This is a genomic window from Leclercia sp. Colony189, from assembly GCF_009740165.1.
Classification (GTDB): domain Bacteria; phylum Pseudomonadota; class Gammaproteobacteria; order Enterobacterales; family Enterobacteriaceae; genus Enterobacter.
Genome location: NZ_CP046557.1, coordinates 894,231 through 910,862 on the forward strand (window position 1 = coordinate 894,231; position 16,632 = coordinate 910,862).

Sequence of the window (16,632 nt, forward strand, 5' to 3'; positions counted from 1 at the left end):
TGTTTCGCATAATATGCTGCGGTCATAATAATAATTCTCGTTTACGTTATCATTCACGCTTTCATCAGAGATATACCAATGGCGCTTTCAAAAACTGCTCAGCCAATGCAATCTTCACTGCGTAAAATCGCAGTTGTTGTAGCCACAGCGGTTAGCGGCATGTCTGCTTACGCTCACGCTGCCGAAACCCCTAAAAAAGAAGAAACCATCACCGTCACCGCAGCGCCTGCTCCGCAGGAGAGCGCCTGGGGACCGGCGGCGACCATTGCGGCACGCCAGTCCGCTACCGGCACCAAGACGGATACCTCCATTGAGAAGGTGCCGCAGTCGATTTCCGTGGTGACCGCGGAAGAGATGGCGCTGCACCAGCCGCGCTCGGTGAAAGAAGCACTGAGCTATACGCCAGGGGTGGCAGTCGGTACGCGTGGCGCGTCCAATACTTACGATTACCTGATTATTCGTGGCTTTGCTGCCGATGGCCAAAGCCAGAACAACTACCTCGACGGCATGAAGATGCAGGGCAACTTCTATAACGACGCGGTAATTGACCCTTATATGATCGAGCGCGCGGAAGTGATGCGCGGCCCGACCTCCGTTCTCTACGGCAAAAGCAGCCCGGGTGGTTTGCTGAATATGGTCAGCAAGCGTCCACTGACCGAGCCGCTGAAAGAGGTGCAGTTTAAGGTCGGGACGGATAGTCTGTTCCAGACCGGGTTTGACTTCAGCGATGCGCTGGACGACGACGGGGTTTACTCTTATCGCCTGACCGGTCTGGCGCGTTCTAACAACGCCCAGCAGGAGCGTGCGGAAGAGCAGCGTTACACCATTGCGCCATCCTTCTCCTGGCGTCCGTCTGATAAAACCAACTTCACCTTCCTCTCCTATTTCCAGAACGAACCGGAGACCGGTTACTACGGTTGGTTGCCGAAAGAGGGCACGGTTGATCCATTGCCAAACGGCGATCGCCTGCCGACCGACTTCAACGAAGGGGCGAAAAACAATATCTACTCCCGTAACCAGAAGATGGTCGGGTATAGCTTCGATCACGAATTCAACGACACCTTCACCGTGCGTCAGAACCTGCGTTTTGCCGAGAATAAAACCTCGCAGAACAGCGTCTATGGTTACGGCGTCTGCTCCGATGCGGCGAACAGTGGCAACGCCCTCTGTAACGCGTTATCACCTGCGGACAAAGGCCATTACCTGGCGCGTAAATATGTGGTTGACGACGAGAAGCTGCAAAACTTCACCGTTGATACCCAGCTGCAGAGCAAATTCGCCACCGGCGACGTTGACCATATCCTCCTGACCGGCGTTGACTATATGCGTATGCGTAACGATATCAACGCCTGGTTTGGCTATGACGCTTCCGTTCCGCTGCTGGATCTCTACAACCCGGTGTACAGCGATTTCGATTTCGACTCAAAAAACCCGGCGAACTCCGGTCCGTATCAGATCCTGAACAAGCAGCAGCAGACCGGTCTCTACGTGCAGGATCAGGCGCAGTGGAACAAGGTGCTGGTCACCCTGGGTGGCCGTTACGACTGGGCAGAGCAGGATTCGTTTAACCGCGTCGCGGGCACCACCGCATCACGTGATGACAACCAGTTCACCTGGCGCGGCGGGGTGAACTACCTGTTCGATAACGGCGTGACGCCATACTTCAGCTACAGCGAATCTTTCGAGCCCTCTTCCCAGACCGACGCGCAGGGTAAGCCGTTTGCGCCGTCAAAAGGCAAGCAGTACGAAGTGGGCGTGAAGTACGTGCCGAGCGATCGTCCGATCGTTCTGACCGGGGCCCTGTATCAACTGACCAAAACCAACAACCTGATGGCCGATCCTGCGGGCTCGTTCTTCTCGGTTGAAGGCGGCGAGATCCGCGCCCGCGGCGTGGAGATCGAAGCCAAAGCAGCGCTGTCTGCCAGCGTGAACGTGGTGGGGTCTTACACCTACACCGACGTGGAGTACACCACCGACACCAACTACAAAGGCAACACCCCGGCGCAGGTGCCTGAGCATATGGCTTCCCTGTGGGGGGATTACACCTTCTATGATGGCGCACTCTCTGGCCTGACCCTGGGCACCGGCGGTCGCTTCTCCAGCTCCAGCTATGGCGATCCGGCGAACTCCTTCAAGGTGGGCAGCTACGCGGTGATGGATGCGCTGGTGCGCTACGATCTGGCGCGCTTTGGCATGGCGGGCTCGAACGTGGCGCTGCACGTGAACAACCTGCTGGATCGTGAATACGTCGCCAGCTGCTTCAACACCTATGGCTGCTTCTGGGGAGCAGAACGCCAGGTTGTTGCGACTGCGACCTTCCGCTTCTAACCTTTAAATTTGGGCACGTTTTTCGTGCCCTTTTCTTTACTTAAGTTGGCTGACATGCAGGAAAACAACCCGCAATCCGATACCACTTTTGCGCTCGATGGCGTCTCCTTTCGCGTTCCCGGACGCACGCTGCTGCATCCCCTTTCGCTGACCTTCCCCGCAGGCCAGGTGACCGGCCTTATCGGCCATAACGGCTCCGGCAAATCCACCTTACTGAAAATGCTCGGCCGCCATCAGCCGCCGTCTGAGGGCGATATCCTGCTGGATGGACAGCCGCTGGAGAGCTGGAACAGCAAGGCCTTTGCCCGCAAGGTGGCCTATCTGCCGCAGCAACTGCCGCAGGCGGAAGGGATGACCGTTCGCGAACTGGTGGCGATTGGCCGTTATCCCTGGCATGGCGCATTGGGTCGCTTTGGTGTGGCCGACCGCGAGAAAGTGGAAGAGGCGATTGCGCTGGTGGGGTTAAAACCGCTGGCCCATCGTCTGGTGGATAGCCTCTCCGGCGGCGAGCGCCAGCGGGCATGGATCGCCATGCTGGTGGCGCAGGATAGCCGTTGTTTACTGCTGGATGAGCCGACATCGGCCCTCGATATCGCCCATCAGGTGGATGTGCTGGCGCTGGTGCATCGCTTAAGCCAGCAGCGCGGGCTGACGGTGATTGCGGTGCTGCACGACATCAACATGGCGGCGCGTTACTGCGATTACCTGGTGGCGCTGCGCGGCGGGGAGATGATCGCCCAGGGCACGCCTGCCGAGCTGATGCGCAGCGAGACGCTGGAAAACATTTACGGCATTCCTATGGGTATTCTGCCGCATCCTGCGGGAGCGGCACCGGTGAGCTTTGTCTACTGATGCCTGATTTTATGATTAGCCGTCGCCGCCTGCTGACGGCCATGGCCCTCTCGCCGCTGCTGTGGAAAATGAACACGGCGCAGGCTGCCGCAATCGATCCGCAGCGCATTGTGGCCCTGGAGTGGCTCCCCGTTGAGCTCCTGCTGGCGCTCGGCGTGACCCCTTACGGCGTGGCCGATATTCCCAACTACACCTTATGGGTGAACGAGCCCCGGCTGCCAGAGTCGGTTATCGACATCGGCCTGCGTACCGAGCCCAACCTCGAACTGCTCACCCAGATGAAACCCTCGTACCTGGTCTGGTCGGCCGGGTATGGCCCGTCAGAAGAGAAGCTGGCGCGCATTGCGCCGGGGCGGGGTTTTGCCTTTAGCGACGGGAAAAAGCCGCTGGCTAACGCCCGCAAATCGTTAACCGAGATGGCGCAGCTTCTGAATCTGGAGAGTGCGGCCCGCCAGCATCTCGACCATTTCGACAGCGTGATTGACAGTTTCAAACCGCGCTTCGCCGGTCGTGGAGATCGCCCGCTACTGATGGTGACGCTGCTCGATGCCCGTCATATGCTGGTGTTTGGCAATAACTGCCTGTTCCAGGAAGTGCTGGATCGCTATGGGATTAAAAACGCCTGGGAAGGGGAGATGACCTTCTGGGGGAGTACCGCCGTCGGCATCGACCGTCTGGCGGCGTTTAAGGATGTGGATGTGCTCTGCTTCGATCACGGCAATGAACGGGAAATGCAGACCCTAATGGCGACGCCGCTGTGGCAGGCGATGCCGTTTGTCCGCCAGCAGCGCGTGAAGCGCGTTCCCGCGGTGTGGTTCTACGGCGCGACGCTGTCGGCAATGCACTTTGCCCGCGTGCTGGATAGCGCCCTGGGAGGCCAGGCATGAGGTCACGGATTGCCCTTTTCCCGTCGCTGTTTATGGCGCTGCTGCTGGCCGTTGCGCTGGGCTTAACCTGGTGGAACCTGAGCATTGCGCTGCCGCGGAGCGAGTGGGGCAGCGCGCTGGCCGCCCCGGATATCGACAATATTCAACAGATGCTGTTCCACTACAGCCTGCTGCCGCGGCTGGCGATCTCGCTGCTGGTGGGGGCAGGGCTCGGGCTGGTGGGCGTACTGTTCCAGCAGGTACTGCGTAACCCGCTCGCCGAGCCAACCACTCTGGGGGTGGCAACCGGTGCCCAGCTGGGGATGACCATCATCACCCTGTGGGCGCTACCGGGCGTACTGGCGGCGCAGTTCGCCGCGCTGGTGGGCGCTTGCGTCGTCGGGGCGATTGTCTTTGGCGTGGCCTGGGGTAAACGCCTCTCGCCGGTCACCCTGATCCTGGCAGGCCTGGTGGTGAGCCTTTACTGCGGCGCGGTTAACCAACTGCTGGTGATTTTCCATCACGACCAGCTGCAAAGCATGTTCCTCTGGAGCACCGGGACGCTGACGCAAACCGACTGGAGCATCGTCCAGCGCCTCTGGCCGCAGCTGCTCGGCGGCGTGCTGCTGACTCTGCTGCTGCTGCGCCCGCTTACCCTGATGGGGCTGGATGATGGCGTGGCGCGTAACCTCGGGCTGGCGCTCACCCTGGCGCGTCTGGCAGCGCTGACGCTGGCGATTGTTATCAGTGCTCTGCTGGTGAATGCTGTGGGCATCATCGGCTTTATCGGACTGTTCGCGCCGCTGCTGGCGAAAATGCTGGGGGCGCGGCGCTTGCTCTCCCGACTGATACTGGCCCCGCTGATTGGGGCGCTGATCCTCTGGCTCTCTGACCAGGTGATCCTCTGGCTGACGCGGGTGTGGATGGAGGTCTCCACCGGTTCTGTAACCGCCCTGATCGGCGCGCCGCTGCTGCTGTGGCTGCTGCCGCGTCTGCGCAGCATGAGCGCCCCGGCGATGAACGCGGGCGATAAAGTGCAGGCCGAGCGCCACCACGTGGTGTGGTTTGCCCTGGCAGGCGGCGCGGTACTGCTGCTGGCGGTGATAGCGGCGATGGCGTTTGGCCGGGATGCGCAGGGATGGCACTGGGCGAGCGGAGCGATGCTTGACGAACTGTTGCCGTGGCGCGCGCCGCGTATTTTTGCCGCCCTGATGGCCGGGGTGATGCTGGCGGTAGCGGGTTGCATTATTCAGCGCCTTACCGGTAACCCGATGGCGAGCCCGGAAGTGCTGGGGATCAGCTCCGGTGCGGCGTTCGGCGTGGTGCTGATGCTCTTCTTTGTACCGGGTAATGCCTTCGGCTGGCTGATGCCTGCGGGTAGCCTTGGTGCCGCAGCGACGCTGCTGATTATCCTGGTCTCTGCCGGGCGCGGCGGCTTCTCGCCGCACCGGATGCTGCTGGCGGGGATGGCGCTGAGTACCGCCTTCACCATGCTGCTGATGATGCTGCAGGCCAGCGGCGATCCGCGTATGGCGCAGATCCTGACCTGGATTTCCGGCTCAACCTATAATGCGACAACCGAACAGGTTATGAGCACCGGGATAGCAATGCTCCTCCTGCTGGCGCTGGTGCCGCTCTGCCGTCGCTGGCTGACGGTGCTGCCGCTGGGTGGCGACACGGCCCGTTCGGTGGGCATGGCGTTGAACCGCTCGCGAATCGGCCTGCTGCTGCTGGCGGCAGCGCTGACGGCGACGGCGACCCTGACGATTGGCCCGCTGAGTTTTATCGGGCTGATGGCGCCGCACATCGCGCGGATGATGGGCTTCCGTCGGACGATGCCGCACATTGTGATGTCGGCGTTAATCGGAGGGATACTGCTGGTGTTCGCCGACTGGTGCGGCCGGATGGTGCTGTTCCCGTATCAGATCCCGGCGGGGCTGCTCTCCACCTTTATCGGTGCGCCGTACTTTATCTATCTGCTGCGCAAGCAGAGCAGGTAAAAAATGCCGGGTGGCGGCTTCGCCTTACCCGGCCTACGGTTCGAGGGTTTTGTAGGCCGGGTAAGCGTTAGCGCCACCCGGCAAACAACATCATCAGAGCTTCGCAAACACCCTGCGCGCCGCCTCGATGGTTTTGTTGATGTCCTCTTCGCTGTGCGCAACCGACATAAAGCCCGCCTCAAACGCCGACGGCGCCAGGTAAACGCCCTCGTCCAGCATCAGATGGAAGAAGCGCTTGAAGCGCTCAACGTCGCACTGCACCACATCCTGATAGCAGGTGACGGTTTTAGCCGTGGTGAAGAAGAGGCCGAACATGCCGCCCACGTGGTTTACCACCAGCGGAATACCCGCATCTTCCGCCGCGTCCAGCAGACCGTTTGCCAGTTGGGTAGTGCGATCGGTCAGGGTGGTGTGGATCCCCGGCTGGGCCACTTCGGTCAGACAGGCGAAACCGGCGGCCATGGCAATTGGGTTCCCGGAGAGGGTGCCCGCCTGGTAGACCGGACCGGTTGGGGCCAGCGCATCCATCACCTCTTTGCGACCGCCGAAGGCGCCCACCGGCATGCCGCCGCCGATGATTTTGCCCAGACAGGTGAGATCCGGCACCACGTCGTAATAAGACTGGGCGCCCGCTAGCGCCACGCGGAAGCCGGTCATCACTTCGTCGATAATCAGCAGCGCGCCGAACTCGTCACACAGCGCACGCAGGCCCTGCAGGAAGCCCGGCTGCGGTGGAATGCAGTTCATGTTGCCCGCCACCGGCTCAACGATGATGCAGGCGATCTCCTGCGGATACTGCTCAAAGGCGGCACGCACCGAATCGAGATCGTTATAGGTACAGGTCAGGGTGTGCTTCGCGAAATCCGCCGGCACGCCCGGAGAGTTCGGCTGGCCGAGGGTCAGGGCGCCGGAACCGGCTTTCACCAGCAGACAGTCGGCATGACCGTGGTAGCAACCTTCAAATTTGATGATTTTGTCACGGCCGGTAAAGCCACGGGCCAGACGGATGGCGCTCATGGTCGCTTCGGTACCGGAGTTCACCATGCGCACCATATCCATAGTCGGGACCAGTTCAGTCACCAGCGCCGCCATTTTGACTTCCATCTCGGTTGGCGCGCCGAAACTCAAACCGCGCTCCGCCGCTTCGATGACCGCGTTACGGATAGCCGGGTGGTTATGTCCCAGTACCATCGGGCCCCATGAGCCGACATAGTCGATATAGGCTTTGCCATCCACATCATACAGATAGGCGCCATCGGCACGTTCAATAAACAGCGGTGTACCGCCCACGCCGGTAAAGGCACGGACCGGGGAGTTAACACCGCCAGGGATTAGCTCGCGGGCAGCGCTGTAAAGCGTTTCAGACTTACTCATGGCGTGATTCCTGGCTCGTATAAAATGGTTAAGCGCACTATTCTAAGTGATTCGTGGAAGGTTATGAAATTTTTACCCTGGTAATGCATTAACAATTGTTAAGCAATTTTCAGGAGACGGCTGGACGGTCTCTGGTAAAATCCCCGCGGCGATTTGTATGACGAAACTTAACAGGCAATGAAATCAGATTCCCCCTCATTTGAAGAACAACAATTTGCGCGCGCGCAATACCGTATCAGCATCCGTCGGCTGCTCAACCGCGACAAGACGCCACTGGCAATTTTGCTGGGCGCAGCCGTTGTCGGCACGCTGGCAGGGCTGGTGGGCGTCGCGTTTGAAAGGGCCGTTAATGGCGTGCTGAACTGGCGTATTGGCACCGTTGCGGGTTATGCCGATCGTGAAGGGGTAGTCTGGATCCTGGCGTTCGGCTTATCTGCCCTGCTTGCGATGGTCGGTTATTTTCTGGTGCGTAAATTCGCCCCGGAAGCGGGCGGCTCGGGGATCCCTGAGATAGAAGGGGCGCTCGAAGAGCTGCGTCCGGTCCGCTGGTGGCGTGTACTGCCCGTTAAGTTTATCGGCGGAATGGGGACGCTTGGAGCGGGGATGGTGCTCGGACGGGAAGGGCCGACCGTACAGCTGGGCGGTAATGTTGGCCGTATGGTCAGCGATCTGTTCAGAATGCGCAGCGCTGAAGCACGCCATACGTTGCTGGCAACCGGTGCCGCCGCGGGGCTTTCCGCTGCGTTTAATGCCCCGCTGGCGGGGATCCTCTTTATCATTGAAGAGATGCGCGCCCAGTTTCGCTATAACCTGATCTCGATTAAAGCGGTCTTTACCGGCGTGATTATGTCGAGCATTGTCTTTCGGCTTTTCAATGGCGAAGGGGCGGTCATTGAGGTCGGTAAGTTGACCAACGCCCCGGTCAATACGCTCTGGCTCTATCTGATCCTCGGCATGATTTTTGGCATTGTTGGCCCGCTGTTTAATGCCCTTATTATTCGCGCTCAGGATATGTTCCAGCGGATCCACGGCGGCAATACAACCCGATGGGTGCTGGTGGGTGGCCTGCTGGGGGGCGCGTGCGGAGTGCTGGGCTTTATCGAACCCAACGCGGCTGGGGGTGGCTTTGGGCTGATCCCCATTGCGGCTGCGGGTAACTTCAGCATTGGCCTGCTGCTGTTTATGTTTATCTCGCGGGTCATCACTACCGTACTCTGCTTCTCTTCCGGCGCCCCTGGCGGCATTTTTGCCCCGATGCTGGCGTTGGGTACGTTGCTGGGTACGGCCTTTGGCATGGCCGCAGCCGCAGGCTTCCCGGCGTATCATCTTGAGGCCGGTACCTTTGCCATCGCCGGAATGGGGGCGCTGCTGGCGGCATCGTTGCGCGCGCCGCTGACCGGCATTGTGCTGGTGCTGGAGATGACCGACAATTACCAGCTCATTTTGCCAATGATCATTACCTGCCTGGGGGCCACACTATTAGCCCAGTTCCTCGGCGGACAACCGCTATACTCCACCATTCTTGCCCGTACCCTGGCGAAGCAGAATACTTGAATGAATTACCAGGGTATTAGATAATGACAACAAGAATTGGGTGATTTTTACCCACTAGCAGTATTCATGGGAGCATAAGATGAGTGATGACGTAGCGCTGCCGTTGCAGTTTACCGAAGCAGCAGCCAAAAAAGTAAAAGACCTGATTTCCGATGAAGACAACCCGGAGCTGAAATTGCGGGTATACATTACTGGCGGCGGCTGCAGCGGCTTCCAGTATGGCTTCACCTTTGACGATCAGGTTAACGATGGCGACATGACCATTGAGAAGCAGGGCGTCGCGCTGGTCGTAGACCCGATGAGCCTGCAGTATCTGGTCGGTGGTTCTGTTGACTACACCGAAGGTCTGGAAGGTTCACGCTTTGTGGTAACCAACCCGAACGCAACCAGCACCTGCGGGTGTGGTTCTTCGTTCAGCATCTGACGGTAATGCCCGGTGGCGCTTCGCTTACCGGGCCTACTCGCTATCTTCCATTATCATCCAGCGCAAAGGTTGGCAGCTTCAGATGCCAGCGGATTGCCGCCAGTCTGATTGCCAGCGTTACCACCATCCCCAGCATCGCCGCCTGTTCCAGCGGAACATGAAAGGTATACCAGGCCGTGGCGTGAACGATCCCGCCCAGAATACAGGCCGTAGCGTAGATTTCCGTTCGCAGGATCATCGGCACTTCGCGCGCCAGAATATCGCGGATAATCCCGCCGCCCACGCCGGTCACCACCCCCATACAGATCGCCACCATCGGGCCGGTGCCAGCCATAAAGGCTTTGTTTACGCCAATGCCGACGAACACCGCGAGGCCCACCGCATCCAGCACCGGCAGCAGCCATTTCGGCAGGCGACGCGGCTGGCGGACGAGAATAATGGTTAACATACAGGTGACCATGGCCACCACCAGGTCGGTGGGATCCTTGACCCAGAATACCGGGCCATGATCCAGCGCCATGTCGCGGATCGTTCCCCCGCCGACGGCCGTGACCACGCCCAACACCAGCACGCCAAACGGATCCATGCGTAACTTACCGGCCAGCAGAACGCCGGAAATCGCAAAAACGGCTGTGCCAAGAATATCCAGCCAGTAAACGAGCATCGTAATCCTCGAGAAATTAGTGGCTCTGCGACAGCGCAGAGCAGAGTTGTTTTGCGGCGAGGATAATACGCGGGCTCGCGCGCTCAAACCAGTCACTGTTCAGCGGAATCACGGGTATTTTTAGCTGACCTTGCCAGTACTGTTCTATTTTAGGAATATCGCCCGCCGAACCGCCCACCACAATCGCCTGAGGCTGGCGCGCCAGTACCTGCTCACGGCTCACCTGGGGCCAGGGAACCCGGCTGGCCGCGAAGATATTTTCTCCGCCACACAGCTCAACAACCTGATGTTGCAGGGAGCCCTTGCTGGTGGTGAACAGCGGCTGTTGACCGAACTGAATGAATACCCGCTTTTTCGGCAGTGCGCCGTAGGTGGCCTTTAGGGCGGCAAAATCAGCCATCATCTGCTGTGCGGCCTGTTGCGCCTGCCCCGGTGTCGGGCTCCAGCGGGCAAGATCGCGCAGGGCCCGGGCAATCTGCTCTATGCGGGTGGCATCGATCCACTGCACTTTTATGCCGAGCGAGGTGAGCTGGTTTACCTGACGCTCGGCATTGCCGCCGCGCCAGGCCAGCACCAGATCGGGCTTCAGCGCGACGATGCGTTCAACATTTATGCCTTGCCAGGTGGCGACCTGTTCAATGTTAGCGGCTTCGGGAGGATAGTCGGAATAACTGCTGACCCCGACGGGGGTGATCCCGGCGGCAAACGCCAGTTCGGTATTGGCAGGGGAGAGGGTAATTACACGCGGCGCGGCCAGAAGCCACGCCGGTGTCAGCAGAAGCAGCGCAAGCAGCGCCCTTTTGAGCGGCTTAGCCACGCGCCAGTTTCTGCACCAGCGTCTCAACCATCAGGCTGGACTGTTTGGCAGCAACCACGAGGAACTCGTCGAAGCTCAGGTGGGACTGCTGATCGGCAACGTCGGAGATGGCGCGAACCACGACAAACGGCACGCTGAAGTTATGGCAAACGTGCGCGATGGCGGTCGCTTCCATTTCCACGGCGATCGCCTGCGGGAAGTTGTGACGGATTTTCGCCAGGTTCACGGAGCCGTTGATAAAGGCGTCGCCGCTGACAATCAGGCCGCGCACGGCGTTAAGGTTCAGCTCTGCGATGCAACTTTCCGCAGCGGCAACCAGTTTTTCATCGGCCTTAAAGCCTGCCGGGCAGCCCGGAAGCTGGCCATACTCGTAACCAAAGGCGGTCACATCGGCGTCGTGGTAGCGCGCTTCGTCAGAGACCACGATATCGCCCACTTTCAGGGTTGATGCAAGACCGCCCGCAGAGCCGGTGTTAATAATCACGTCTGGCTTGCAGCGCTCCAGCAGCAGGGTGGCGCCCAGCGCGGCGGAAACTTTACCGATACCCGATTTCAGCAGAGCTACTTCAGTTCCGTTCAGCGTGCCAGTGTAAATTTCGCAACCGCCCAGAGAGAGGGTCTGACGGTTCTCAATTCTGTCACGCAGCAGCGTAACTTCTTCTTCCATTGCTCCAATAATACCGATTTTCATAGATTTACTCGCGATGTGCCTTGTTAAGATGCATAGTCTATCATGCGGTTAAGGGGAAACGCATTCTCACGCGGGGGAGCACATGGCACCAATCGATTTTCGCACCAAAATTAACTGGCAGCGTCGCTACCGCTCTCCGCAGGGGAACAAGAGCGAACACGAGATCCTGCGGATCTTCGAAAGCGACCGCGGGCGCATCATTAACTCTCCGGCGATCCGTCGGTTACAGCAAAAAACGCAGGTCTTTCCGCTCGAACGCAACGCCGCCGTGCGTACCCGGCTCACCCACTCGCTGGAGGTTCAGCAGGTTGGACGCTACATCGCCAAAGAGATCCTCAGCCGCCTCAAAGAGCAGCGCCTGCTGGCAACCTACGGCCTGGACGAGCTGACGGGGCCGTTCGAAAGCATCGTTGAGATGGCGTGCCTGATGCACGATATCGGTAATCCCCCCTTTGGTCATTTTGGCGAAGCGGCGATCAATGACTGGTTCCGCCAGCGTCTGTACCCTGCCGATGCGGCAAGCCAGCCGCTGAGCGACGATCGCTGCGTGGTGCAGGATTTGCGGCTGCGTGAAGGCGAAGAGGCGCTGAACGCGCTTCGTCGCAAGGTGCGCCAGGATTTGTGTCACTTTGAGGGGAATGCACAGGGCATCCGGATGGTGCACTCCCTGATGCGCATGAACCTCACCTGGGCACAGGTGGGATGCATTCTGAAATATACCCGTCCCGCCTGGTGGCAGGGCGATCCCCCCGCGACGCACAATTATTTGATGAAAAAGCCGGGCTATTATTTCTCTGAAGAGGCGTATATAGAGCGGCTGCGTCAGGAGCTCTCTCTTCCGCAGTATGGTCGCTTTCCATTAACCTGGATTATGGAAGCGGCAGACGATATCTCCTATTGCGTTGCCGATCTGGAAGATGCCGTCGAAAAAAGAATATTCAGCGTCGAGGGGCTTTATCAGCATCTTTATGATGCCTGGGGTAACCATGAAAAAGGTTCATTGTTTTCGCAGGTTGTCGAAAACGCGTGGGAGAAATCACGTTCGAACACCCTCAGCCGCAGCACCGAAGATCAGTTCTTTATGTATTTACGCGTCAATACCCTTAATAAACTGGTGCCCTATGCGGCTGAGCGTTTTATAGACAATATTGAACAGATCTACCGCGGGGAATTTAACCATGCGCTGCTCGAGGATGATAGTGGATTCAGTCAACTCCTTGAGCTCTATAAGAATGTGGCGATGCGGCACGTGTTCAGCCATCCGGATGTCGAGCAGCTGGAATTACAGGGCTATCGCGTGATAACCGGCCTGCTGGAGATCTATCGCCCGCTGCTGCAATTATCGGTGGACGACTTTAGTGAGCTGGTTGAAAAGGAACGGGTACGCCGTTTTCCGATTGAAACGCGGCTATTTCATAAACTTTCGACGCGCCATCGGCTGGCATATGTGGAATCTATCGGTAAATTAAATCGCCAGCAGGCAGACTGGCCGGTGCTGGAGTTTTATTATCGCTGCCGGCTGATTCAGGACTATATCAGCGGAATGACGGACTTGTATGCATGGGATGAATACCGCAAGTTGATGGCGGTGGAATAAAGGAGAGTTTTGTAAAGACGGACAATAAATTTTTACTTTTTCCAGAAACTTAATACCGGAACTAAGCGCAGCAAAACGAATCTGATATACACAGCAATTGTGCGTGACCTGTAAATCGAGATTAAGAAACATGAAAAAAACCACTTTAGCAATGAGTGCACTGGCTCTGAGTTTAGGATTAGCGTTGTCTCCACTGTCTGCTAGCGCAGCGGAGACCGTATCGTCGGCCGCCACTGCACAGCAGATGCCAAGCCTGGCGCCGATGCTGGAAAAAGTGATGCCATCGGTGGTCAGTATCAATGTCGAGGGCAGCACCACCGTCAACACGCCACGCATGCCACGTAACTTCCAGCAGTTCTTCGGCGATAACTCGCCGTTCTGCCAGGACGGTTCACCGTTCCAGAGCTCTCCATTCTGCCAGGGCGATGGCGGCGGTAACGGCGGCGGCCAGCAGCAGAAGTTTATGGCGCTGGGCTCTGGTGTCATCATCGATGCCGCCAAAGGCTACGTCGTCACCAACAACCACGTGGTGGATAACGCCACCAGCATTAAGGTACAACTGAGCGACGGGCGTAAGCTCGACGCCAAAATCGTCGGGAAAGATCCTCGCTCTGATATCGCCCTGATTCAGATTCAGGATCCGAAAAACCTGACCGCGATTAAGCTCGCCGACTCTGACGCGCTGCGCGTGGGGGATTACACCGTGGCTATCGGTAACCCGTTCGGTCTGGGTGAGACGGTCACCTCTGGTATCGTTTCTGCCCTTGGCCGTAGCGGTCTGAACGCAGAAAACTACGAAAACTTTATCCAGACGGATGCGGCGATTAACCGCGGTAACTCCGGTGGTGCGCTGGTCAACCTGAACGGTGAGCTGATCGGGATTAACACCGCGATCCTCGCCCCGGACGGCGGCAACATCGGCATTGGCTTCGCTATCCCAAGTAATATGGTGAAAAACCTGACGGCGCAAATGGTTGAGTTTGGTCAGGTTAAGCGCGGTGAGCTGGGTATTCTGGGCACCGAGCTGAATTCCGAGCTGGCGAAAGCGATGAAGGTTGATGCCCAGCGCGGCGCCTTTGTCAGCCAGGTCATGCCAAACTCCTCCGCAGCGAAAGCGGGGATAAAGGCCGGTGACGTGATCACCACCCTGAACGGCAAACCGGTAAGCAGCTTTGCGGCACTGCGTGCGGAAGTGGGCTCCATGCCGGTAGGCAGCAAAGTGACCCTGGGTCTGCTGCGTGAAGGTAAACCGGTTAATGTGAACCTGGAACTGCAGCAGAGCAGCCAGAATCAGGTGGATGCCGGCACCATCTTCAGCGGCATCGAAGGTGCGGATATGAGCAACAAAGGCCAGGATAAAGGCGTGTCGGTGGACAACGTTAAAGCCAACAGCCCGGCTGCCCGTATCGGCCTGAAGAAAGGGGATGTGATTATCGGCGCCAACCAGCAGCCGGTTAAGAACATCGCTGAACTGCGCAAAATCCTCGACAGCAAACCGTCGGTACTGGCGCTGAATATCCAGCGTGGCGACACCTCTCTCTATCTGCTGATGCAGTAATCCGTTCAGCCCCTGCTTCCCTACGGAAACAGGGGCTTTTTTCTGCCTTTCTGTGAACCCTTCCACAAGTCCATACTTCTCCCTGTGAGTTTGTGCATTTGCACAATGCGGCACTGATTAATCTTCCTTATGCTTGAGCTCTGCTCAGAGGAGGGCGACATGGCTGGCTGGCATCTTGATACCAAAATGGCGCAGGATATTGTGGCGCGAACAATGCGCATCATCGACACCAATATCAACGTGATGGACGCACGTGGCCGGATCATCGGCAGTGGCGATCGCGAGCGTATTGGGGAATTGCACGAAGGTGCACTGCTGGTGCTCTCCCAGGGGCGCGTGGTGGATATTGATGACGCGGTGGCGCGACATCTGCACGGTGTGCGGCAGGGGATCAACCTGCCGCTGCGCCTTGAGGGCGAAATTGTCGGGGTTATCGGGCTGACCGGTGAGCCGGAATCTTTGCGCAAATATGGCGAGCTGGTCTGTATGACGGCGGAGATGATGCTGGAGCAATCCCGCCTGATGCACCTGCTGGCGCAGGACAGCCGCCTGCGTGAAGAGCTGGTCATGAACCTGATCCAGGCGGAAGAGCATACCCCGGCATTAACGGAGTGGGCTCAACGCCTGGGTATCGACCTTAACCAGCCCCGCGTTGTAGCGGTCATTGAGGTCGATAGCGGGCAGCTGGGCGTCGATAGCGCCATGGTCGAGCTGCAACAGCTGCAGAACGCGCTGGCCACGCCGGAGCGCAATAACCTGGTGGCGATCGTCTCGTTAACGGAAATGGTGGTGCTGAAACCGGCGTTAAACCAGTTTGGCCGCTGGGATGCAGAAGATCATCGTCGCCGCGTGGAGCAGCTGATTGCGCGGATGAAAGAGAACGGGCAGCTGCGTTTTCGTGTGGCATTAGGTAACTATTTTACCGGTCCGGGAAGCATCGCCCGCTCCTGGCGCACGGCCCGAACCACGATGATGGTCGGCAAGCAGCGTATGCCGGAAAGCCGCAGCTATTTTTACCAGGATTTGATGTTGCCGGTGCTCCTCGACAGCCTGCGCGGCGGCTGGCAGGCCAACGAACTGGCGCGTCCGCTGGTGCGTCTGAAAGCGATGGATAACAACGGCCTGCTGCGGCGCACCTTACAGGCATGGTTCCGTCATAACGTACAGCCACTGGCGACCTCAAAAGCGCTCTTTATTCATCGTAATACGCTGGAGTACCGCCTGAACCGGATATCGGAGTTAACGGGGCTGGATCTGGGGAATTTTGACGACCGTCTGTTGCTGTATGTGGCCTTGCAGTTGGACGAGCAGCGGTAATTTTTGCCCGGTGGCGTTGCGCTTACCGGGCCTACAAAACCCGGGAGTAGGCCGGGTAAGGCGAAGCCGCCACCCGGCACACAGGAACGGCTTATTTGTTACGGGTCAGCTTCTCAAGATCCGCTTCGATTTCCGTGATCTTGTGGGCAACCACGCTTTCCAGATGACGCAGGTCATCCAGGATCTTACGCTTCAGATCCACTTCAGTGCGATCGCGCTGGCAAATCTGATCCAGTTCATCGATCACATAGCGCAGATTTGGGCTGATCTCCTGCACCTCTTTGTAACCCTGGCCGATGCCATCGGCAACGACAGTTTTACGCTGGCGCGGGTACTTGAACTTTACACTTTTGGCGAAGAACTCGCCCTTATCCTTGTGAAAATAGATTTTCAGGATATCGTTATTGGCTTCCTGACGGAGGCTGTAACGGTCAATTTCATCAGGATTAGTAATGCCCAGACTTTTCAGATTATCGTACATAGCGGTACCCTTGATCTCAACATAACCCATGAATAATTCACGAAAAAATCTATTTTCGCCACCCTCAGATATAAAAAAAGCGGGGTCGCCCCCGCTTTTTGTTATACCC

At 58.2% G+C, this 16,632-nt stretch carries 14 protein-coding genes; 9 read left to right on the plus strand and 5 right to left on the minus strand.

What is annotated here, in order from left to right:
• Positions 1 to 78 precede the first annotated feature (78 nt).
• Genes fhuA through fhuB form a run of 4 tightly spaced genes read left to right on the plus strand, consistent with a single transcriptional unit; the run spans position 79 to position 6,046 of the window.
• The gene (gene fhuA, locus GNG29_RS04220) at positions 79 to 2,328 is read left to right on the plus strand and encodes a ferrichrome porin FhuA (protein WP_156653929.1); all 2,250 of its coding nucleotides are present in this window, start codon (positions 79 to 81) and stop codon (positions 2,326 to 2,328) included.
• Between the two features lie 54 nt (positions 2,329 to 2,382).
• Positions 2,383 to 3,180 carry a Fe3+-hydroxamate ABC transporter ATP-binding protein FhuC gene (gene fhuC / locus GNG29_RS04225; RefSeq protein WP_103823288.1) on the plus strand — a complete coding sequence of 266 codons (798 nt, stop codon included), beginning with the start codon at positions 2,383 to 2,385 and terminating at the stop codon, positions 3,178 to 3,180.
• Positions 3,180 to 4,067: a Fe(3+)-hydroxamate ABC transporter substrate-binding protein FhuD gene (fhuD, locus tag GNG29_RS04230; protein WP_409201130.1), complete on the plus strand. Its 888-nt coding sequence runs from the start codon at positions 3,180 to 3,182 to the stop codon at positions 4,065 to 4,067. The genes fhuC and fhuD overlap by 1 nt, the downstream gene beginning before the upstream one ends.
• Positions 4,064 to 6,046 carry a Fe(3+)-hydroxamate ABC transporter permease FhuB gene (gene fhuB, locus GNG29_RS04235; protein ID WP_156653931.1) on the plus strand — a complete coding sequence of 661 codons (1,983 nt, stop codon included), beginning with the start codon at positions 4,064 to 4,066 and terminating at the stop codon, positions 6,044 to 6,046. The genes fhuD and fhuB overlap by 4 nt, the downstream gene beginning before the upstream one ends.
• A gap of 93 nt (positions 6,047 to 6,139) precedes the next feature.
• On the opposite strand, the gene hemL is transcribed toward fhuB, so the two are convergent.
• Positions 6,140 to 7,420 carry a glutamate-1-semialdehyde 2,1-aminomutase gene (hemL, locus tag GNG29_RS04240; RefSeq protein ID WP_156653932.1) on the minus strand — a complete coding sequence of 427 codons (1,281 nt, stop codon included), beginning with the start codon at positions 7,418 to 7,420 and terminating at the stop codon, positions 6,140 to 6,142.
• A 177-nt stretch (positions 7,421 to 7,597) separates the two neighbouring features.
• On the opposite strand from hemL, the gene clcA reads away from it, so the two are divergent.
• Positions 7,598 to 8,974 (plus strand): H(+)/Cl(-) exchange transporter ClcA, encoded by a 1,377-nt coding sequence (clcA, locus tag GNG29_RS04245; protein WP_156653933.1) that lies wholly within the window; start codon positions 7,598 to 7,600, stop codon positions 8,972 to 8,974.
• Positions 8,975 to 9,053: 79 nt separating this feature from the next.
• The gene (gene erpA, locus GNG29_RS04250; RefSeq protein WP_039030319.1) at positions 9,054 to 9,398 is read left to right on the plus strand and encodes an iron-sulfur cluster insertion protein ErpA; all 345 of its coding nucleotides are present in this window, start codon (positions 9,054 to 9,056) and stop codon (positions 9,396 to 9,398) included.
• 40 nt (positions 9,399 to 9,438) lie between these two features.
• On the opposite strand, the gene GNG29_RS04255 is transcribed toward erpA, so the two are convergent.
• The 3 genes from GNG29_RS04255 to mtnN are packed head-to-tail and all read right to left on the minus strand — an operon-like array spanning position 9,439 to position 11,570.
• Positions 9,439 to 10,062, minus strand: a complete 624-nt coding sequence (locus GNG29_RS04255) for a TRIC cation channel family protein (protein WP_103178325.1) — start codon at positions 10,060 to 10,062, stop codon at positions 9,439 to 9,441.
• Between the two features lie 16 nt (positions 10,063 to 10,078).
• A complete protein-coding gene (gene btuF, locus GNG29_RS04260) occupies positions 10,079 to 10,879 on the minus strand; it encodes a vitamin B12 ABC transporter substrate-binding protein BtuF (RefSeq protein WP_156653934.1) in 801 nt (266 codons plus the stop codon).
• Complete coding sequence (gene mtnN, locus GNG29_RS04265) at positions 10,872 to 11,570, minus strand: 5'-methylthioadenosine/S-adenosylhomocysteine nucleosidase (protein ID WP_156653935.1); 699 nt, start codon at positions 11,568 to 11,570, stop codon at positions 10,872 to 10,874. Before mtnN ends, btuF begins: the two co-directional genes overlap by 8 nt.
• Before the next feature lie 82 nt (positions 11,571 to 11,652).
• Between mtnN and dgt the strand changes: the two genes are divergently transcribed.
• From dgt to cdaR, 3 genes are all read left to right on the plus strand, one after another.
• A complete protein-coding gene (gene dgt, locus GNG29_RS04270) occupies positions 11,653 to 13,167 on the plus strand; it encodes a dGTPase (RefSeq protein ID WP_103178328.1) in 1,515 nt (504 codons plus the stop codon).
• Positions 13,168 to 13,297: 130 nt separating this feature from the next.
• Positions 13,298 to 14,725 (plus strand): serine endoprotease DegP, encoded by a 1,428-nt coding sequence (gene degP, locus GNG29_RS04275; protein ID WP_103178329.1) that lies wholly within the window; start codon positions 13,298 to 13,300, stop codon positions 14,723 to 14,725.
• 159 nt (positions 14,726 to 14,884) lie between these two features.
• Positions 14,885 to 16,042, plus strand: coding sequence for a DNA-binding transcriptional regulator CdaR (gene cdaR / locus GNG29_RS04280; protein ID WP_103178330.1), 1,158 nt, complete (start codon positions 14,885 to 14,887; stop codon positions 16,040 to 16,042).
• A 91-nt stretch (positions 16,043 to 16,133) separates the two neighbouring features.
• Here cdaR and GNG29_RS04285 read toward each other — a convergent pair whose 3' ends face one another.
• Positions 16,134 to 16,523 carry a DUF3461 family protein gene (locus GNG29_RS04285; protein ID WP_032616607.1) on the minus strand — a complete coding sequence of 130 codons (390 nt, stop codon included), beginning with the start codon at positions 16,521 to 16,523 and terminating at the stop codon, positions 16,134 to 16,136.
• Positions 16,524 to 16,632: the final 109 nt, after the last annotated feature.